Consider the following 18917-nt stretch of genomic DNA (forward strand, 5'->3'; position numbering starts at 1 on the left):
GCATTTATAAGCTCAGCCCGACAAGCCAAGCCACATCGGTACGTAAACGACCAATAGCAGCACGCCGATCAACCCAAGCAAATAGGGCACGATGGCCTGGGTGATGCGTTCCAGCGGCAACTGCGTCACCGAAGAGGCCACGTACAGGTTGATGGCCACCGGCGGGGTGATCATGCCGATGGATAGCCCCACCACGATGATCAGGCCGAAGTGGATCGGGTCGATGCCCAACTGCAGTGCAAGCGGCAGCAGCACCGGCGTCAGAATGATCAAGGCGCTGGCGGTTTCGATAAACACCCCGGTGAGCAGAATCACCGCGACGATCAGCAGCATGATCACGTACGGGTCGGTGGACAGTGACAGCACCGATTGGGCAATTGCCCCCGGCACCTGCCAACTGGAGAGCGTCCAACTGAGCACCGCCGACATGGCAATCACCAGCATGATCACCGAGGTGGTCATCGCCGAGCGGATCAGCAGCCGATACACATCAGGGAAGGTGAGGTCACGGTACACAAACAGCGACACCATGATGGCGTAGTTCACCGCCACCACGGCGGCTTCAGACGGCGTAAAGATGCCCGAGAAGATGCCGCCCAGGATAATCACCGGGGTCATCAGCCCCCAGCTGGCGTCTTTAAAGGTGCGCAGAATCACCGGCCACGACAGCGGCGTGCCTTTGGGATATTGGCGCCGATAGGCCTGAATAATGGCAATCGCCATCAGCCCCAGGCCCATCGCCAGGCCCGGCAGAAAGCCGTTCAAGAACAGCTTGGATACCGACTGCTGGGCGATGACCGCGTAGATGATCATCGGCACCGAGGGCGGAATCACCACCCCGATGGTGCCGCTGGCGGCGATGAGGCCGGCCGCCGATGCCGGATCGTAGCCCTTACGCTTGAGTTCGGGCACCAGGCTTGAGCCCACGGCGGCGGTCGTGGCGGCGCCCGAGCCGGAAATCGCGGCAAAGAACATCCCCGCCATGATCGAGACGAGCGACAGCCCGCCGCGCATGAAGCCCACCAATGAATCGGCAAAGCTGACCAGCTTTTCGCTGACCTTGCCCTGGGCCATTAAATCGCCGGCCAGAATAAACATTGGAATGGCGACCAGCGCGAAGGAGTTGATGCCCTGAAACATCTGCTGGGGCACCACCATCAATGGCACCCCTGCCTGATAAAGCGCAAACAGCGTGCTGGCGCCAATCGCGAAAGCAATGGGCACGCTGAGCAGCATCAGACCAAAAAACAGCCCAAACAGGAGCAGCGTCATAGCGGCGTCTCCCTGGGCTCATGGGTATCGCCGGTGAGTATCAGCTCTACGGCATCGACCAGCGCATACCAGGCCATCACGCCGGCGCAGAAGGGCACCACGGCGTAGACGTACGACATCGGCACGCGCATGGCCGCCGACTTCTGGAAGCTCTGCACCTGCATGTATTCCACGCTGATCACCGCCAGGGCGATCAAGAAGGCCACCACCACCAGCGTAGCCAGCAACCGCGCCAACTGACGCAGCCGAACGGGCAGGGCATCAACGGCAAAGGTCACCGCGATATGCCGGCCGCGCTGAAAGGCCGACGTCCCGGCAAGAAACGTCAGCCACACCAGCAAGAAGCGTGCGAGTTCTTCGGTCCATTCCACCGCGCTAAACAGCACGCGGGAAAGGATTTGTAACGTGATAACGCCAATCAGGGCCGCCATGCCCACAAACACCACGGGCTGGATGACGCCATCCAGCCCGCGCTCAACACGGCGCAGCCCAACGATCAGCGAGTGGGCGCGTTGGGTCACTTATTCCAATGCCTCCCGAATGCGCGGCAGGTAATCACCAAACTGCTCGGCGTATTCGTCATACACCGGCTGCACGGCGTCCTGGAATGCTTCGATATCGGGCGAGTCGTTAATTTCCATGCCCGCCTCGCGTAGCTCGGCGAGCTGTTCTGCTTCCATTTCGGCGTTCACCTGGCGCTCATGCTCGGCAGCCTCTTGAGCGGCTTCTTCCAGAATCGTTTGGGCGTCTTCGGGGAGTTGGTTCCACACGGAAGCCCCCATGACGAAAATTGCCGGCGCATAGGTGTGGCGCGAGAGCGTCATGTAATTCTGGGTTTCGTCCAGGTTGAACGAGTGAATCACGTTGACCGGGTTTTCCTGGCCGTCGATGGTGCCCTGCTGCATGGCAGTGAGCGCTTCGGTCCAGGCCATGGGGATGGCGTTCGCGCCCAGCTCGCGGAAGGTGTCGGTATACACCGGATTTTCCATCACGCGGATACGCAGGCCGTCCAAATCGTCCGGCGTGTTAACCGCGCGCTCGCTGTTAGTCAGGTTGCGGAAACCGCGCTCGGCGTAGGCCAGACCCTTCAGGTTCACCTCGGAGAGTTTGTCCAGCAGTTCCTGGCCGATGGGGCCGTCGAGTACCTCGTAGGCGGCTTCGGGCGAGGGGAACAGGAACGGCAGCTCAAACACCGCCATTTCCTCGACAAAGTTGGCCACCGGCCCGTTAGTGATCACACCCATATCGACGGTGCCGATCTGCATGCCTTCCAGCAGCGTGCGTTCGTCACCCAGCGAGGCGTTGGGATGAATTTCAATATCCACCTTGCCGTCGGTGCGTTCTTCGACAAGCTCTTCAAATTTGGTGGCCGCAATATGGAAGCCGTCCTGTTCGTTGACCACATGCGCCAGGCGCAGAGTAACGGGTTCCATATCGTCAACGGAGGCGTTAGCGCCACTTACCAGCGCCAGTGAGATGCCCAGTGCCAGCGTGCTGCGTGCAAATGTTTTCATTTTATTGTGTTCCCAATTTTTTAACGTGCAGAAGTGCTCGGTAAGCATGCACCAAGCATGGGAAAAGGGTCAATTGACTTAAGCCCCCAAAGCGCTCTGCGGCTGGACACAGCGCGCCCGCGCGGGTAGGATACGCCCCCTAAGCGCCCGTAGCTCAGTTGGATAGAGTATCGGCCTCCGAAGCCGAGGGTCGCAGGTTCAAATCCTGCCGGGCGCGCCAGAATCATCAAATGGCCTGCGAGAAATCGCGGGCCATTTTTTTGGCTGGTATGGGTCTGGCGGTTTTTTAGGTGATATTGATATAACGCCAGCCAGCATGCGCGGCTACGAGATGAAGGCGAAGCCACAATGTAGTAGACGTCGCCGTGCCTGGCCTAGTTATGTTGTGTATTCATTGACGCCTGAACTTTCGCTCGAGACTCCTCAAAAGATGGTCGAAAATGTGGTTTAAATTCTTGCTCTAAGGTCATCGATATGGTGTCTAAATGTGAGCAAATGTAGCTGTCCAAGGTAGTAAAAACACGAGCAAGCTGTGATTTATAGTTTTCCATACCTAAAAATTCATCGAGCACTTTTAATGAGTGAAGATGTGCATTTATGGCACGCCAAGATGCAAAAAGACTTTCATAGCACACTAAAAAATCAAACGAACGGCGGCCAAATTTTTTGATAATTAGATTCGGGTCTTCGTTGCCTTGATAGCGAGTATAAACTGAACAAAACTCTGCAGCATGGTGACTTAAAATACTATTCAGCGTTTTTCCACCCATTGTCGATATTTCACGTTCTAATTCAGATTTAACCACCGATGCAAAAAACGAGATATCAGACTCGATTTTTTGTAACTTTAAAGTATCAAGAGTGTATTGCTGCTGCTTTTGATGAGCTTTGATCTGAGCATATAAAAAGCTAACAGATATAACAGTAACTATTGGACCTAAGATGCCACCAAAGAAACTTCCCATTTCAGCCCATTTTGTATGATCGCTCCACAACCCGATCCCGAATTGACTGATGTAAAGCCAAATCGGAATTAGCAAAGCCAAGAAAAAGGTGAAACCTAATATTCTCAATCATTTACTCCTAGAACATAACGCCGCGTATATATAGAGGCACGAGCTTGCGAGCGTCCTGCAGCCGCTTGCAACGGCAAACTGGTACGCCTCGTTATACATTTTGAAGCATCTGAGACAGTGTTTGGGCTGAGATCGAAAGTGCTGCCGATACCGCCGCAATAGAGTTCCAGAACGATTGTACGCGAAACTTAGCGGACATATCCCAACCATCTAAGGATACGCCACCTAAGTTTGGGGTTTCGCCTTGCTTCTTAGCTTTTGCTTTACGTCTGTAAGCGCGCCATAAACCCCATCTACCCACATTAACGTTGTCTGATCACACTGATGGTCTCTTTTGCTTTGGAGATCATCATGAGCCGCGAACTCAATCCCACTCAAGCGTTTTGGTTAGGGCATCTGTCTTATGCTGCCGCGTTGCAGATGCCGTTAAGTGAATATGCCAACGCACAGGCAGTGACGTTAGCCGACCTGATGGCGTGGGAAAATCGGTTAATCGTGCAAGGCTTCCCCGTGCCACCGCGTTGTCGTCCCGCCCGGTTTGTCGCGGTGGAGGTGGTCGCATGATTCGTCCAGGCACTGACCTAAAGGTTTACCTGTGCCGAGAGCCCGTGGATATGCGTAAGCAAATCGATGGCTTGGCACTGCTGGTTCAGGAAGCCATGGCCTTGAACCCGTTCGATCAAGCGCTGTTCGTGTTCGGTAATCGCCAGCGGGATAAAGTGAAACTGCTGTTCTGGGAACGTAACGGTTTTGTGGTGTGGTACAAGCGCTTGGAGCGTGAGCGGTTTAAATGGCCAACGCACCTTAATGGCGAGACCGTGACGTTAACCGGCCAAGAGCTTAACTGGCTGCTGGATGGCTACGACCTGAAGGCCATGAAGCCTCACAAAGCGCTGTATTTTCAGCGAGTTGGCTAACAAAATCGCCTCCTATTTTGGTGGCGCTTTTGGTATACTACGCGGTATGAAAAACACGGCCTCTTCCTCGACGACGGTTACCCAGCTTGAGCGCAAGCTGGCCGCTGCTGACGCTGAAAATGCGCGGCTATTGGCGTTGATGGAAAAAAAGGAAGCGCAGTGGGAAGCCACCAAACAGTCGCTATTTGAACAGTTCCGGCTTGCCCTGGAGCGTCAGTTCGGCCCTTCCACCGAGAAGTACCGTGTCGACCAGCAAGATCTGCTTATCAATGAAGCGGAAGTGTCGGTTGACGAGGAAGACAACGATGCTGCACCGGAGTGCGACGCCACCGCTGATGACGCGACGATCGACACTGCCACGCCTGCTAAGCGTCGTACACGCGGCGGGCGTATTGCGCTACCGCCAGAGCTACCGCGTGTCGAGATCGTCCATGAACTGCCCGACGATGCTCGCCACTGCCACGATGACGGCACCGCGCTAAAGGTGATCGGTGAGGAGGTCAGCGAGGAGTTGCATGTGGTGCCCGCGCGGATCGAGGTGATCCGCCATGTGCGACACAAATATGCCTGCCCGACGTGCGAAGAGGGCGTCAACACAGCCCCAGCACCCGCCAAACTGTTGCCCAAGAGTAATGCCAGCGCCACGCTGCTCGCCTATATCGCGACGGCTAAATACCAGGACGCGCTACCGCTTTATCGGCAAAGCCAGATCTTTGCCCGCCATGGCGCCGAGATCCCCCGCAATACCCTGGCACGCTGGATGGTGCAGGCGGGAGAACGGATCACCCCGTTGATCGACACGTTGCGCCATCACCTCTTAAACGCCCCGCTGATCCACATGGATGAGACGACGCTCCAGGTGAATCAAGAAGCGGATCGTGCCGCCAGTGCCACCTCGTATATGTGGGTGCAGCGCGGTGGTCCGCCGGGACAACAAGTCGTTCTGTTCGACTACGCCGCCAGCCGCGCCGGACGGGTGCCCGTTGACCTGCTGGGCGACTATGCGGGGCGCTTAATCACCGATGGCTATGAAGGCTACGCCGAGATCGTGCGTCGCAATGGGATCACCCATGCGGGCTGCTGGGCGCATGCCCGGCGCAAGTTCATCGAGGCCCAGAAGGTGCAGCCCAAAGGCAAAACTGGCAAAGCCGACTGGGCGCTGAACCAGATCCGTAAGCTGTACGGCGTGGAAAAACAGGCGAAGGCCCTTGAGCCTGAGACGCGTCACGCGCTGCGTGACCAGAAGAGCCGCCCACTGATCGATCAACTGCGCACCTGGCTCGACAAGTCACTGGCCCAGGTGTTGCCCAAAAGCGCGCTGGGGAAAGCCCTACACTATCTAGATAACCAGTGGCCTCGCCTGACCCGGTTCCTGGACGATGGCCTGATCCCGTTCGACAACAATCCGGCAGAGAACGCTATCCGCCCGTTCGTGGTGGGGCGTAAAAACTGGCTGTTCAGCCACACCCCGAGCGGTGCTCACGCCAGCGCGGCGATCTACAGCCTGATCGAAACCGCCAAAGCCAATGGCCTCTCGCCTTACGACTACTTGCAGTACGTCTTTGCGACACTGCCCGCCCTCGACGATGATGAGCTCCACACGCTGCTGCCCTGGCAGTGGAAAGAGACATTGCCGGTCTAAGCGACGCGTGAATAGATGGGGTTAGTGGAGCGCTTACTTACGTCTCTCTACCTCCTTCTCGCGAGTAACCTTTACTACGCTCGACCGCAACCAACAAGCTGCGGAAATGAAGCCTGAAGCAATAGCAATTAATCCCAAAATATTCATAAATGTACCCAGGTCGCGCAATTTACGACAGATGCGTAACGCCATTGTTCAGCGGCAGCCTTGGCAGAGCGGAGCGGCGACAAGGCTGTCCGGTGGAGGGCCCATCGGGCCTGGAACGAGCTGAAACAAATTGTTAGTGTTCTAGCTATAATCTTTATTGGACATGCGATCACGTATGTCATCAATCAGTCTCGCTCCGGCGGAAGTGGTCATTGAAACCACGAAAGATGTCGCTCCAAAAACTGTCAGCTTGTCTGATTCGAATTCCCCTAGCCCAATTACAAAAACTAAAGGTATAAGTAACAGCAAACCAATAACAAAATTGAAAAGCGCATATGTACCGAACTCCACTGGTGGATAATCATCCCATAGATATCCAACTCCGTCCCCAACGAACTGGCCAGCGAATCCCGTTGCCGCACCAATAATTGCGCCCCCTAAAGCCGTAGCGCCTGTAGGGTCAATTATCCCCACCATTGCTCCTGCAGTTGCTCCACTTGCTGCACTTCCAGTCGCGTTTTTAAAGGATTTTTTCCAAGACCACGTCTTATCTGGATTTTTCATTGTTCTATCCTCCAATGGTCAGGGTTATCTGTTGAACACTAACGAGGCTGTAGAAAAACCTGATTTCGAGCCATCTCCACCGCCTGTTATCCTTATTTATTTACCCAGCCGGTCATCTGGCTGAGTAATCTTAATGTCGGCATTTAGCCACTTGAGCGCCCAGCTTAAGCCAGTTGAAGACAGTGTTTTGCGCTCACAAAGCAACATACCCCACTCCAAGCCCTTCATGACGCGTCCAAATGGCCATAATTCGCTAGCTTCTCAATATTGTGCACCAAGCAGTATAGCTGCCACTGACCTTGCACCTTTTTCTTACCCCGAAGGCTGAAGCGGTTCAGTCTTTTTGTCGTGCCAATATTGCCGAACACCGGCTCTACGACTGACATTCGATGACTGTAAATTTCTTTGCCCTTGGGGCTATCGACTCGGTGCTTCATCCAGCCGGTATAATTGGGTAAGTTATTGTTCCCGATAATAAAAGACACTTGTCGCCCAGCGCCGTTGCGATGGTCGGCCGAGCTTGGGTTCTGCATGCACCGGTATTTCTTTGGGCAATGCCGACATTGCAGTAAACGGCCTTCGAAGTGCACCCGGATCTTGCCATTGTCGGCTTCCCGCTGCCCTCGATAGGTCAGCTTTTCGCCAGCTGGACAGATACACGTTAGCTTTACAGGATCAAATTGGAACGCGCTGGCGGGCGTCGTCTCTCGCCAGCCTTTGTCCGGCAGGTTCTGATGGCGCTTGCCGTATTTGTCTTTCTGGTCGGCGAACTTCGGATCTCGGCTGCGGAACTGGTTATCGGGGATGTAGCCATTGATCTGTCGTTCGTGCAGGTACTTCATATTCGCTTCATTGGCGAAGCCGGTATCCGCGGTGACGACGGTGCCTTGCTGGTAGATATTTTCCGCAATCTCCAGCTTCTGAAAACGGGCTTCGACCGTTTCCAGTACGGGCTGCAAAGTGTGGTGTTCCTGGCCTTCACCAAAGGCCTGAGCGTCAATGACGATCTGGTGTTTTTTATCCACCGTGGCGACACCGTTATAGCCCTGGATCGTGCCCTTGCTGGTCGTCATTTTGGCACTTTCGTTATCGGTCAGATTGCTCTTCACTTCCTTGATTCGCTTCCCCCGGCCCATCCTTGGGCTGTGCGTCTTTAGGAAACGATCCACTTTGTTCATGGCGGTATCTAGCGAGAGAATCGTCTTGGCCCGTCGGATATCCCGATCCAGATCGGCTTCCGTCTCGGCCTCATCACGCGCGTAGTGCTCCAGTAGGTGATGCCGAATCAGGCCTCTCAGTTTCTCACGTTTCTCGTCCAATTCTTTGAACGTGCCAGACCACTCTTTTGAGGCATCGGAGGACATCTTGCAGCCATCAATCGCAAAGAGTTCGTTACCTAGCAAGCCTTGTTCGTGGCACACCAGCAGCACTTGTTCGAACAGCACTTCAATCTCATCGACATGGCGGCTAACGAAGCTGGCCAGTGTGGTGAAGTGGGGAACGGTATCGCAAGAAAGGGCTTTGAAAATAATATTGGTCTCGCAGCTCCACTGCATCTCGCGACTGGAGGTGATGCCTTTTGAGTAAGCAAACAGGATAATCTTAAGCAGGATGGCCGGATCGTAGGCCAGCCGACCGGTCGCATCGTTGCGGTACTTGGGATGGAAAACGGATAAGTCGAGCTTGTACTCGATCAGGTAGTGCACGGCGTGTTCAAAGGTACCTGGCTGGAGCTGATCCTGGTAGTTGATCACCACCATGGCGTTCTGATCGTAGTTATAAGCCTTGAAGCGCGGCATGCTGACCACTCCTCGTCTGTTTCCTCGATCCTACCAAAACTTAGGCGTCCGCGGGTTTTTCTACAGCCTCAACGCTTTACTCACCGGAAAATGACGAGCGCCAGCGAGATATTTTTCCGGTGCAGTAACTTGTTAAGTTTTGGCATCCCAAACTTCAAATTTATTGTCATGAATGACAATCGCTTGTGTGTTGCTAATTGGGCAAAGATCTATTTTCCCTTCATAGGTAGAGATGATTCTTTCGACTGACTCTTTGAATGGAAAGTTTGTATGATGAGGAACCGGATAAAAATCAATCATGCCTAATGATGAAAACGTGCCAATGTTCGACGCGGCAGTGAAATCATCCATGTCTCTTACATAGTCAATATTGCGTGAAAGCACAATGGAACCGGCAGACTCACCAATATACATTTTCCCTGAATTTATTTGTTCAGATATGACTTTATCCGCGCCTGTTCTTTTCAGCTCTTGAAGCAGAAAGAAAGTATTGCCACCAGTAACATAGATATAATCATTCTTGTGGAGCGTACTATCTATTTTCTCCTTGGTTGCCGTTGAAATTTCAAGCTCGTCAACAATTAGCCCGCGTTTTTCAAGGGCCTTCTTGCCAGCATCCACATAAAATTTAACATCTTCAACAAGACTCGCCGTAGGTATGAATGTAACAGTTTTGCCGGCACATTTTTCCTCAGCGAACTTCACGAACAAATCTGCTACATCCACGAAAGACGAAGTTAAAAACATCTTTTTCATTACACCTCCTTTCTACCCGAACACTTCTCTAGAAACTTAACAGGTATTAAACCGCGCGTTCTATGATTGGATGAAGGTGCTGGCACTTTTGTCCGACAAAAACAGCCAGCTAAGTCATCCCAAGCCTATGATCTTTTTGGCTATTAATTTTCATTAGGCTGTATATCCAAAATTCGTGCGCCTGCTGCCTTTCCCGATACGTCTGCTCTGCTTCAACCATGGCACCAGCACAGGCTGGGCTAGGGTTACTCAATTGGTGCGCCTAGTAATAGGTCCATTCTAGCGAGCCTTACAGTTGCCGCATCCTGTAAAGCAGTCTCTTTCTTTAAGCTTAATTTCGCAACCGTTGTAGAAAGGGTAGTGATGAAAATCACTGCTATCTTGTTGACTAGCCTCAACGCCTCCCCCACCTCTGCGCTTATGACGCCAAGCGCAAGAACGCCTTGATGAAATCTACGTCGGTGCATTGGCTCTGCCGACCACGCCTTATCTGTTTTCACGCAAAGATGTGATAGCCGGTTTACACTGACACAAACGACCGTATTATACGCCACGTCGTGTTCCTTAATTATCTTAAGGGTGTGCTGGGAGCCGCCCATTCATGGTTAGGTGTGCCTTTATATTCCTGGTAAGACCGATAACAATTCAATGATGGAGACGATTTATGTCCTTTGGTCTGTTTTCCCTGTTTCCTCCGTTGCTGGCGATTGTGCTCGCACTCGTAACCCGCAACGTAATTCCTGCGTTATTTTGCGGGGTATGGCTGGGGGCGACGATGCTCAGCGGTGGCAACCCGGCGGCTGGGCTCTACGATAGCTTTGCGGAGTTCATCATTCCTAGTGTGGGCGATGAGTGGAGTGCCACCGTCCTCATATACTGCGGTCTATTTGGGATATTGATCACCGTACTACAGCGAACCGGTGGTGCTCATGCCATTGCCCGGGCGATTAGCGCCAAAGTGGCCTCTCCGCGTGGTGCTCAAGGGGCTACCATGGGGTTCGGGGTGCTGATTTTCTTCGAGGACTACTTCAATGCCCTAACGGTAGGGAGTGTCATGCGTCCGATCACCGATCGCATGCGTGTCTCACGCGAGAAACTTGCCTACATTGTCGATTCGACCTCGGCACCGATGTGCCTTTTGGGGCCCGTCTCCACGTGGGTCGTCTTCGTGATGGGGCTGATTGGTACCCAGCTTGGCGAAATGGATTTAACGGGTTCGGAATACCTGATTTACCTTTCGTCGATTCCCCTCAATTTCTATGCCTGGCTGGCGTTGCTATTGATTCTCGTGATCGTCGTTACCCAATGGGACTTCGGCCCCATGGCGCGTGCCGAAGAGCGTGCCCGGACCAGTGGTAAGCTGATGGCAGATAGTGCCCAGCCGCCCTCCGATCGGGAAGCGACCGAAATGCAGGTGGTGTCTGAGGAGCGCTCGCGCAAACGCAACATGATTGTGCCGATCGTGGTGCTAATAGGGATGATTCCGCCGCTGTTCATGTGGACCGGTAATTTCCCCGAGAATGATGTGATCACGGCGATGGGGGAGGCCAATGGTGGCCAATCAATCCTGATCGCTACTTTTTTAGCAGTGAGCGTAGCGCTGGGCATGGGCCTACAACAGCGATTATTCGATTTTCGCGAATCGATGGACCTAGTGGTCACCGGTATCAAAAGCATGACGCTAGTTTACATCATCCTCACCCTGGCTTGGTCAATCGGTAGCGTGACCTCGGAGTTGGGCACCGCGGATTATCTCGTCACGTTGGCCGAGGCCAGCATTGCGCCGAGTATGATTCCGGTACTGCTGTTCTTGATTGGCTCGCTCGTCGCGTTTACCACCGGGACCTCTTATGGCACCTTCGCGATCATGATCCCTATCGCCATGCCTGTGGCTGTTGCAATGGATATGTCACTATCGTTGGCCATCGCCGCAGTGCTCAGTGGCGGCATCTTCGGCGATCATTGCTCGCCAATTTCGGACACTACCATTCTCTCATCGGCAGGTTCTTCCTGTGATCACATCGACCACGTGCGGACCCAGTTACCCTATGCGCTGAGTGCGGGAACAGCGGGTATTATGGCTTTCTTCATCGCCGGTTTGACAGAATCAGCCTGGATCGGCGGCCTTAGCGGGGTGGTTTCGCTATTGGTGGTGGTGTGCGTGCTGCGATGGGCATGGGGCACGAAAGCGTATGCGGAGGTTGAGTCGGCTAGCCGATAACCCTGCATAAAAGCCAGCGCCATCATGGTGGCGCTGGCAACTGTTTTGGGGAGCGGATATCTGAGTCTTGCAACTGGTAGGCGTACTGAACTCTGCTTTCTAATCCAACAGAAGCTCTTTCTCGATAGCGAAAAACTCGCTGGCCTCATTCATGAGCGACGCTGCTGTAAATTTAGGAACGCCATAAACTTCAACTTTTTTTCCATATTTAACACGAATCTTGTTTACTAATAAGTCAAAGTCTCCATCGCCTGAGACCAGTACGATAACATCTGCCTGTTCAGCATATTCCATTGCATCAATCGCGATGCCAACATCCCAATCACCTTTTGCAGAGCCATCCGAGCGTTGAATAAAAGGCTTTAGCTTTACGTCAAAACCAATGGCACGGAGTATGGTTTGAAACTCGCGTTGCTTTTTATCGCCTTTGTCTATTGCCTGAATTCATAGAATAACTGCAGCACTTTGGATCATACGGTAGAGGCAGGAGGGCCAGCAGCGGTACCCTCTCCGCCTTACCGACCAAAGTGAAGCAGAGTATGGGATACCGACAACTGACCCAGGCACAACGATATCAAATTTTTGCCCACAGGGATGTAGGGGTGAGCCAACGTCAGATTGCTCAACAGCTTGGCATTCACAGCAGTACCGTGAGCCGTGAGCTGAGACGTAATTCAGGTGCCAAGGGATATGAACCCGCAAAAGCGCAGCGTTACAGCGATCAGAGACGCCGCTCTGCTTGGAAGTGGACAAAGCGACTCCCTAGCCTGATCAATGCCGTAGCTGACAGGCTTAGGGAAGAATGGAGTCCAGAGCAGATTAGCGGTTTTATGGCGCCGTTGACGGGTATAGGGGTGAGTCATCAATGGGTCTATTCGTTGATCTGGGACGATAAGGCCAAGGGTGGCGATTTGTGGCGACACCTCCGCCAGCCCAAGCGTCGCAGTAAACATCGTGCCAATGCCAAAAGCGCAGGACTAGGCAAGATTCCTAAGCGTGTGGGGATAGAGCATCGGCCGCCTGCTATCGAAAGACGCCTCACCATCGGTCACTGGGAAGGCGACACGGTGCTTTATGGGCACAAGCAAGCGGGGATAGTGACGTTGGTAGAGCGACGAAGTGGCTACTTGTTGGCGGCACGTCTTCCAAAGGTAACGGCAGAACTAACGCAGAAAGCCATGGTTCGGTTACTTAAGCCTCGTCGGGGCGCGGTGAAGACGATCACGCTAGACAATGGCTCGGAGTTTGCAGACCACGAGACGGTCGCAAAAGCGGTTAGCGCCTCCGTGTATTTCTGTGATCCTTACTGCTCAGGCCAACGTGGGACAAACGAGAACACCAACGGCCTGATCAGGCAGTATTTTCCGAAAGGTACAGACTTCCGGAAGGTGACTAATGTAGAGCTGCGACGCGTTGTTCACAAGCTGAACGATAGACCCAGAAAGCGGCTGGGATACCGAACCCCAGCCCAGGTGTTCTTAGGAGAATATTCAGGAGCGCTAGAAACCGCGGGTGCTGCACTTATTAGTTGAATTCAGGTTGTAGTCAAAGTTTCTACCGTATGCTTCTCGCACTGTGTAATAAACATTTTGAACATCAATAAATATCGCAACTTTTACCATGAAATATTACCTTTATTCTTTTAGTTGTGGGGGCTAGCAAACACGCCACCGTGCCACGCTTTGCGCTGGATAGAGCTCGTAAGCGTCATGATCCTCAGGCCCATCAGACCTCGGCTCTCTCGATGTGGGGGCGGCTGAAGGGCATTACACAAAACAGGCCTGCGAGAAGTCGCAGGCCTGTTTTGCGTTTGCTTGCCGCTCGCCTAACTATCCTGTGTCAACTCCTCTGGCTTGGGTGGGCTACCCACTTTGACTTCGCTGAATTCCTCATGGGACAGGCCGCGGTACAAGGCGAACATCATGATAAACACCAGGATAAACATCGGCAGGCCGACAACGGTGATCACCTCCTGCAAGGCAGTAAGCCCGGCGTCACCGGCAAGCACGATGAGCATGGCCGCCAGCATGCCTTCAGAGACGCCCCAGAACACCCGCTGATGCCAGGGGCCTGGATCCTCACTGCCTGTGCATAGCATATCGACTACCAGGGACGCGGAGTCTGATGAGGTGGCAAAAAAGATAGCGACAATAACGACCGCCAACCCCTGAACCAGTGTAGCTCCCGGGAAGCTCTCAAAAAATGTGAACATAGCCAGGGGTATGCTTTCGCCGACGGCATCGGACAATATGCCCGCCTGACTCCCCATTGCTTCGCGGGCCTCTGACCCGATACCGTCAATCTCCATGGCAGACCAGCCAAAGATCGCAAACCAGACCAGCGTAAAGATGGAGGGAGCGAACAGCACACCAAAGACGAATTCACGGATAGTCCGCCCCCGGGAAATCCGCGCCACGAAAATCCCGATAAATGGCGACCAGGTGACCGTCCAGGCCCAATAGAACACTGTCCAGCTACCCTGCCACCCCCAGGTGCCGCCTTCGCTGGAATAGCTGGCCAGCGTGTCATTCCAGAAAGCCATTGGCAGCAGATTTGTTATGTATAGGCCAAAGGTCTCGACGACGGCCCGTAAAAGGAAAACGGTCGAACCGGTAAAAAGCACAAATATCATCAAGCCGACGGCCATCGCGATATTGATGTTGGAAAGTCGTTTTACGCCTGAATCCAACCCCGCCACGATCGACCCGACAGCGACGGCCGTCAGGACGGTGATAATGAGCACCTTAGTAATCACGGCATCCGGAACACCAAACAATTCCGTTAACCCCGCATTGATCTGTTGGGTACCCAGGCCGACGGAAACCCCCACGCCAAACAGGGTGCCGAGAATGGCAAAGATATCGAGGGATTTACCCAGGGGGCCGTATATACGATCGCCTATCAGCGGGTAGAATACCGAGCTGAATCGCATTGGCAGTTTATATCGATAAATAAAGTACGCAAAAGCTAGCCCCGGCATGGCGAAAATCGCCCAGGTATGCAGCCCTAGGTGATAAATTGAGAAGCTCATGGCATCGTCGGCGGCTTCCACAGAGAAGGGCTCGACACCCGACCTTGGGGGGGTGGCAAAGTGTGAAATAGGCTCGGCCACGCCCCAGAACATCAACACCGTGCCGATGCCGCCAGCGAACAGCATGGTGAACCAGGAAATGTTGCCATAAGCAGGCTTCGCATCATTGCCACCCAGGCGGATTGCTCCGAAACGGCTGATTGCCACCCACAGCAGGAAGGCCACCCAGCTTGTCACCCCTAAAATAAAGAACCAGCCAAGGTTGGTAACGATCCATTCCCGCCCCGCGCCAAAGGCTGCGCCTATTGGCTCTGGCGCAATCAAAAGCACCACTAGAAAAAGGATCATGATCCCTGCAGACGTGAAAAAAATGATGGGGTCCGTCTTTAGGCCCAGTTTTCTCGCAAGTGCATCCATTACCACTTCTCCCCAAGTCTTTGTCTTTCCGTCACCATAGGGGGTATTCGACGATCACGCCAAGTGACTAGCAAACGTCACCGCCGGTTTTCTCAACGGTAATAGTGTAGAGCTCAACTAATTTTGGGTTGTCACTCTGAGGTATTCCTCGCGCTCTGGTCACGGCGGAGTTACCCCCTGAACCGCCAGTGGCAAGGGTTTGCGTTATTATGCAGCCTTTTTTGCCTGATCCTGTGAATTTTTTGTTCGCAGGCTAATATTTTGCTGGTCTTGGTATACTGTCTCCACGCATATGGAGGTCAGTCATGAATAACGTCGCCTATCCCCACTCTCTAGCCGGTCCAGCGCAGTCAATTGCCGAGCCTATGTGCCAGCAACTCGCCGATCTGGTCTCGGCCAGAATGAGCAATGAGGGTCTGAATGAAACGGATATTCCGGGATTAAGCCTGTTTCGCGTAGACGCGCCTACCAGCTGTATGTCTGCAGTCTACGAGCCGTCTCTCTGCGTCATCGCCCAGGGGCGTGAGGTGGTGCAACTGGGGGATCGGGAAATCGTCTATGATGCGCTCAGCTATATGGTGTCCAGCGTCGACCTGCCGGTTAACAGGTTTGTGGTAGACGCCTCGCCTGAGCATCCGTTTCTAGCCATTAAGATCAATATCGACCCCGCCGAAGTCGCCGAACTGGTGCTGCAGTTGGGCGATTCCCCCCATGCCAGCGAACCCACTGATGCCCCTTATTCAGGCTGTGGTATGTGTGTTGCCCAGGTCGACTTGGGGATTCTGGATGCCATGACCCGGCTGGTTCGGCTACTCGACTCGCCCACGGATGTTCCCGTGCTGGCGCCTTTGATTCGCCGTGAGATCATTTACCGCGCCTTGGTAGGGGAGATGGGCCCACGCATGCGCGAGTTCGCCTCCGCCGACAGCCAGTCAAACCGCATTTTTCAGGTGATTTCGGTACTCAAGGACCGTTTTGCTGAGCCGCTGCGGGTGCGGCAACTGGCGGACGATGTGAATATGAGTGAATCTGCGCTCTATCACAGCTTCAAGCAGGCCACCTGCATGTCGCCGTTACAATTTCAGAAGAAGCTGCGGCTGCACGAAGCGCGCTTATTGATGCTTAGAGAGGGGCTAGAAGCCTCCACTGCCAGCTATCGGGTCGGTTACGAAAGCCCATCGCAATTTAGCCGCGAATACAGCCGCATGTTTGGCGCACCACCGCGGAGTGATATTGCCAAGTTACGTGGCGAAACCCGCATAAGCGTGCCCGCTTAGGTTGCCTTTTCAGTAGTGATGTATCGCTATGTTGCCAAGGCATGAAAACGGGCCACCCGCTTGGGTGGCCCGTGATGTCTGCGCCGCTCTGGATGCGCGTCGGCGCTTTAGCCGCGTGTACCACGCGTCAGGTTCTCAGCATGCTCGGTATGCGATACCTGTTGTGACATGGCCTGATTGTCCTCGACTTCAACACGCTCACTGAACATTCCTTCCTGTGTGCCGCCGACTAAAGGGCTGCCGACGTCGAAGGTAGTGCGGTAGTGAGTGCCTTGGTTGTCGAAGGCTTGGCCATCATCTGCCAGTTGGTTGATGCCTTCCCGTGTGCCGACTTGGGCCGGGCTGCCAGTGTCGAAGCGTGCCTGGGTTGGCTCTGCGGCGGTGGCTTGAGCGGCCATGCCCAGAACCAGGGCGCCAGCGGTGAGGGTCTGCATAATGATAGTGGCGTATTTCATGGAATGACTTCCTCTCGTTGAATGATATAGCCGCAAAATCCAGGGGTGTTGGCTGCATGCCTGTTCGCATCGATCCAGTGGAACAGGGCGCGATAGATCCCCGGTTGGCGGCATATTGGCCGTTACGACCATGAGAGAAATGATAGTGATGTTAGACTGCTAACAATAGGCGTATTTCTCGCTGAAGATTGCCTAATTCTGTAAATTTCATCTATCAATGCAGTTATTCAAGATATACCACTGCATTTTATAGCGTATGTAGATGATTGTGATAGCGCTGGTCTATGGCTGTAAAGCCACCCCTTACTGAAACCCAGCGCTTCTCGTTGTTGGTGTTAGCGTCTGGCCGCGAGTAGTTTTGGTACTAACCAGGGCAGTACTAGCAGTAAGGCAGCGGCAACCCACAGCCCCAGTGAAATGCCTGACTGCCATAGAATCCCGACTTCGCCACCGCTAATGGACAGAGCACGGCGGAGGTTCTGCTCCATCAAGCCCCCCAGCACGTAGCCGAGAATCACTGGCGCCAGAGAGAATCCCATCTTGCGCAGGAGATAACCAAACACACCGATGACAAGCATCAGGTAGATAGCAAAAAGATCGGAGTGCAACTGATAGACGCCAACGAACGCCAGAATAGCAATGGCGGGTACCAGTACCCAGCGCGGAATGGTCAGCACGCGAGCAAATACGCCAGCCAGTGGCAGATTGAGGATCAGTAACACTACATTGCCAATGTAAAGTGAGGCGATCAGGCCGCCCGCCACTTCAGGCTGCTCGGTAAACATCATTGGCCCGGGAGTGATGTTGTAAAGCATCAGCGCCCCAAGCAATACGGCCGTGGTGCCAGAGCCCGGTATGCCAAGCGTCAGCATAGGCACGAAGGAGCCGACTGCAGCGGCGTTATTGGCCGACTCTGGTGCTGCCAATCCGCGCATGTCGCCCTTGCCAAAGGTGTTGTCCTTGTCGGAAAGGCGCTTCTCGGTGGTGTAGGAGACGGCACCAGCCACCGACGCACCGGTTCCAGGTAGAACGCCAATGATAAAGCCGAGCAACCCCGAGCGACCGATAGCGCCTTTACACGCCAACACCTCTTTGAGGGTGACAAACACGCGACCCAGAGGCGGGAGCTTGCCGTCGTCCTCCGAGCGGTGGGCATGTTCAAGCATCAGCAGAATTTCGCTGATGGCAAACAGTCCGATGATCATCACCACAAAGTCGATGCCATCGTAGAGCTCTGGCAAACCGAAGGTGTAGCGCAACACGCCGCTACCGGAGTCAACCCCTACGGTGCCAATGATCACGCCAAGCACCGCGCCAATGGCGGTCTTGATGGGATCTTTGCCCATCATCACTGACATGGAGGAGAAAGCGAAGATCATGAGCGCAAAAAATTCTGCCGGGCCGAACATCACTGCGACCTCTGCCAGTAGCGGCGCAAAGAGTGTCAGGCCAATAATGGCAATGGTAGCGCCAATGAATGAACTGACGGCCGAAAGGCCTAGAGCGGGGCCTGCGAGCCCTTGCTGTGCCAGTGGGTAGCCATCCAGGGTGGTCATGACAGCGCCGGCATCACCGGGCACATTGAGCAGGATGCTCGACATGCGCCCGCCGTATTCAGCGCCGGTATAGACGGCGGCCAGCAGGATCAGCGATGACTCAGCTGGCAAGCCAAGGGTGTAGGCCAGCGGCATTAGAATGGCGATGCCGTTGATCGGGCCAATGCCTGGCAAGGCGCCAAACAGGGTGCCCAGCAGGGCGCCAAGAAAGGCCAGGCCCAGGTTGAGAGGGGTTAGAGCAACCCCGAAGCCGTCGATCAGGAAATCGAACAT

At 54.1% G+C, this 18917-nt stretch carries 16 protein-coding genes, 1 tRNA gene and 2 pseudogenes; 7 read left to right on the forward strand and 12 right to left on the reverse strand.

Translation table 11 applies throughout. The annotated features are described in order from the left end of the window. Positions 1 to 12: 12 nt before the first annotated feature. Genes GA0071314_RS00835 through GA0071314_RS00845 form a run of 3 tightly spaced genes read right to left on the reverse strand, consistent with a single transcriptional unit; the run spans position 13 to position 2786 of the window. Positions 13 to 1272: a TRAP transporter large permease gene (locus GA0071314_RS00835; RefSeq protein ID WP_074394872.1), complete on the reverse strand. Its 1260-nt coding sequence runs from the start codon at positions 1270 to 1272 to the stop codon at positions 13 to 15. Further along, the gene (locus tag GA0071314_RS00840) at positions 1269 to 1793 is read right to left on the reverse strand and encodes a TRAP transporter small permease (RefSeq protein ID WP_074394873.1); all 525 of its coding nucleotides are present in this window, start codon (positions 1791 to 1793) and stop codon (positions 1269 to 1271) included. Before GA0071314_RS00840 ends, GA0071314_RS00835 begins: the two co-directional genes overlap by 4 nt. Then, positions 1794 to 2786: a TRAP transporter substrate-binding protein gene (locus tag GA0071314_RS00845; protein ID WP_074394874.1), complete on the reverse strand. Its 993-nt coding sequence runs from the start codon at positions 2784 to 2786 to the stop codon at positions 1794 to 1796. Positions 2787 to 2929: 143 nt separating this feature from the next. Here GA0071314_RS00845 and GA0071314_RS00850 point away from each other — a divergent pair. Next, positions 2930 to 3006: transfer RNA gene (locus GA0071314_RS00850), tRNA-Arg, on the forward strand. 154 nt (positions 3007 to 3160) lie between these two features. On the opposite strand, the gene GA0071314_RS00855 is transcribed toward GA0071314_RS00850, so the two are convergent. Continuing rightward, on the reverse strand, positions 3161 to 3859 hold the full coding sequence (locus GA0071314_RS00855; protein WP_074394875.1) for a hypothetical protein: 699 nt from the start codon (positions 3857 to 3859) through the stop codon (positions 3161 to 3163). Between the two features lie 354 nt (positions 3860 to 4213). Here GA0071314_RS00855 and GA0071314_RS00860 point away from each other — a divergent pair, with 354 nt between their 5' ends. From GA0071314_RS00860 to tnpC, 3 genes are read left to right on the forward strand one after another with little or no spacing between them, the layout of a single operon-like run. After that, complete coding sequence (locus GA0071314_RS00860; protein WP_074394876.1) at positions 4214 to 4426, forward strand: hypothetical protein; 213 nt, start codon at positions 4214 to 4216, stop codon at positions 4424 to 4426. After that, the gene (gene tnpB, locus GA0071314_RS00865) at positions 4423 to 4779 is read left to right on the forward strand and encodes an IS66 family insertion sequence element accessory protein TnpB (protein WP_074394877.1); all 357 of its coding nucleotides are present in this window, start codon (positions 4423 to 4425) and stop codon (positions 4777 to 4779) included. The genes GA0071314_RS00860 and tnpB overlap by 4 nt, the downstream gene beginning before the upstream one ends. A gap of 46 nt (positions 4780 to 4825) precedes the next feature. After that, positions 4826 to 6421 (forward strand): IS66 family transposase, encoded by a 1596-nt coding sequence (gene tnpC, locus GA0071314_RS00870; RefSeq protein WP_074398367.1) that lies wholly within the window; start codon positions 4826 to 4828, stop codon positions 6419 to 6421. Between the two features lie 288 nt (positions 6422 to 6709). On the opposite strand, the gene GA0071314_RS00875 is transcribed toward tnpC, so the two are convergent. From GA0071314_RS00875 to GA0071314_RS00885, 3 genes are all read right to left on the reverse strand, one after another. Next, positions 6710 to 7132: a hypothetical protein gene (locus GA0071314_RS00875; protein WP_074394878.1), complete on the reverse strand. Its 423-nt coding sequence runs from the start codon at positions 7130 to 7132 to the stop codon at positions 6710 to 6712. Between the two features lie 224 nt (positions 7133 to 7356). After that, entirely contained in the window at positions 7357 to 8931 is a 1575-nt protein-coding gene (locus GA0071314_RS00880; protein WP_074394879.1) for a transposase, read from the reverse strand. 132 nt (positions 8932 to 9063) lie between these two features. Further along, positions 9064 to 9687 carry a peptidase E gene (locus GA0071314_RS00885; protein WP_074394880.1) on the reverse strand — a complete coding sequence of 208 codons (624 nt, stop codon included), beginning with the start codon at positions 9685 to 9687 and terminating at the stop codon, positions 9064 to 9066. Between the two features lie 664 nt (positions 9688 to 10351). Here GA0071314_RS00885 and GA0071314_RS00895 point away from each other — a divergent pair. Next, a complete protein-coding gene (locus GA0071314_RS00895) occupies positions 10352 to 11908 on the forward strand; it encodes a Na+/H+ antiporter NhaC family protein (protein WP_074394882.1) in 1557 nt (518 codons plus the stop codon). A 99-nt stretch (positions 11909 to 12007) separates the two neighbouring features. Here GA0071314_RS00895 and GA0071314_RS00900 read toward each other — a convergent pair. Further along, positions 12008 to 12346: pseudogene (locus tag GA0071314_RS00900) on the reverse strand (NYN domain-containing protein); the annotation flags it as partial. Between the two features lie 101 nt (positions 12347 to 12447). Here GA0071314_RS00900 and GA0071314_RS00905 point away from each other — a divergent pair. After that, the gene (locus GA0071314_RS00905; protein ID WP_074394883.1) at positions 12448 to 13440 is read left to right on the forward strand and encodes an IS30 family transposase; all 993 of its coding nucleotides are present in this window, start codon (positions 12448 to 12450) and stop codon (positions 13438 to 13440) included. A gap of 6 nt (positions 13441 to 13446) precedes the next feature. Here the strand turns inward: GA0071314_RS00905 and GA0071314_RS19720 are convergent. After that, positions 13447 to 13530, reverse strand: a pseudogene (locus GA0071314_RS19720) (NYN domain-containing protein); the annotation flags it as partial. A 203-nt stretch (positions 13531 to 13733) separates the two neighbouring features. Further along, entirely contained in the window at positions 13734 to 15356 is a 1623-nt protein-coding gene (locus GA0071314_RS00915; RefSeq protein WP_074394884.1) for a BCCT family transporter, read from the reverse strand. A gap of 305 nt (positions 15357 to 15661) precedes the next feature. On the opposite strand from GA0071314_RS00915, the gene GA0071314_RS00920 reads away from it, so the two are divergent. Beyond that, entirely contained in the window at positions 15662 to 16633 is a 972-nt protein-coding gene (locus tag GA0071314_RS00920) for an AraC family transcriptional regulator (RefSeq protein WP_082934163.1), read from the forward strand. Between the two features lie 107 nt (positions 16634 to 16740). Here GA0071314_RS00920 and GA0071314_RS00925 read toward each other — a convergent pair whose 3' ends face one another. Both GA0071314_RS00925 and GA0071314_RS00930 read right to left on the reverse strand, forming a co-directional pair. Beyond that, positions 16741 to 17088: a hypothetical protein gene (locus tag GA0071314_RS00925; RefSeq protein WP_074394885.1), complete on the reverse strand. Its 348-nt coding sequence runs from the start codon at positions 17086 to 17088 to the stop codon at positions 16741 to 16743. 335 nt (positions 17089 to 17423) lie between these two features. Next, positions 17424 to 18917, reverse strand: a complete 1494-nt coding sequence (locus GA0071314_RS00930; RefSeq protein WP_074394886.1) for a tripartite tricarboxylate transporter permease — start codon at positions 18915 to 18917, stop codon at positions 17424 to 17426.

Source organism: Halomonas sp. HL-93, assembly GCF_900086985.1.
GTDB lineage: Bacteria > Pseudomonadota > Gammaproteobacteria > Pseudomonadales > Halomonadaceae > Vreelandella.

Coding starts and splice junctions, on each gene's coding strand:
- GA0071314_RS00885 (WP_074394880.1), bottom strand. CDS start 9,687: ATGAAAAAGATGTTTTTAACTTCGTCTTTCGTGGATGTAGCAGATTTG.
- GA0071314_RS00875 (WP_074394878.1), bottom strand. CDS start 7,132: ATGAAAAATCCAGATAAGACGTGGTCTTGGAAAAAATCCTTTAAAAAC.
- tnpC (WP_074398367.1), top strand. CDS start 4,826: ATGAAAAACACGGCCTCTTCCTCGACGACGGTTACCCAGCTTGAGCGC.
- tnpB (WP_074394877.1), top strand. CDS start 4,423: ATGATTCGTCCAGGCACTGACCTAAAGGTTTACCTGTGCCGAGAGCCC.
- GA0071314_RS00920 (WP_082934163.1), top strand. CDS start 15,662: ATGAATAACGTCGCCTATCCCCACTCTCTAGCCGGTCCAGCGCAGTCA.
- GA0071314_RS00915 (WP_074394884.1), bottom strand. CDS start 15,356: ATGGATGCACTTGCGAGAAAACTGGGCCTAAAGACGGACCCCATCATT.
- GA0071314_RS00895 (WP_074394882.1), top strand. CDS start 10,352: ATGTCCTTTGGTCTGTTTTCCCTGTTTCCTCCGTTGCTGGCGATTGTG.
- GA0071314_RS00925 (WP_074394885.1), bottom strand. CDS start 17,088: ATGAAATACGCCACTATCATTATGCAGACCCTCACCGCTGGCGCCCTG.
- GA0071314_RS00860 (WP_074394876.1), top strand. CDS start 4,214: ATGAGCCGCGAACTCAATCCCACTCAAGCGTTTTGGTTAGGGCATCTG.
- GA0071314_RS00880 (WP_074394879.1), bottom strand. CDS start 8,931: ATGCCGCGCTTCAAGGCTTATAACTACGATCAGAACGCCATGGTGGTG.
- GA0071314_RS00835 (WP_074394872.1), bottom strand. CDS start 1,272: ATGACGCTGCTCCTGTTTGGGCTGTTTTTTGGTCTGATGCTGCTCAGC.
- GA0071314_RS00930 (WP_074394886.1), bottom strand. CDS start 18,917: ATGTTCGATTTCCTGATCGACGGCTTCGGGGTTGCTCTAACCCCTCTC.
- GA0071314_RS00845 (WP_074394874.1), bottom strand. CDS start 2,786: ATGAAAACATTTGCACGCAGCACGCTGGCACTGGGCATCTCACTGGCG.
- GA0071314_RS00905 (WP_074394883.1), top strand. CDS start 12,448: ATGGGATACCGACAACTGACCCAGGCACAACGATATCAAATTTTTGCC.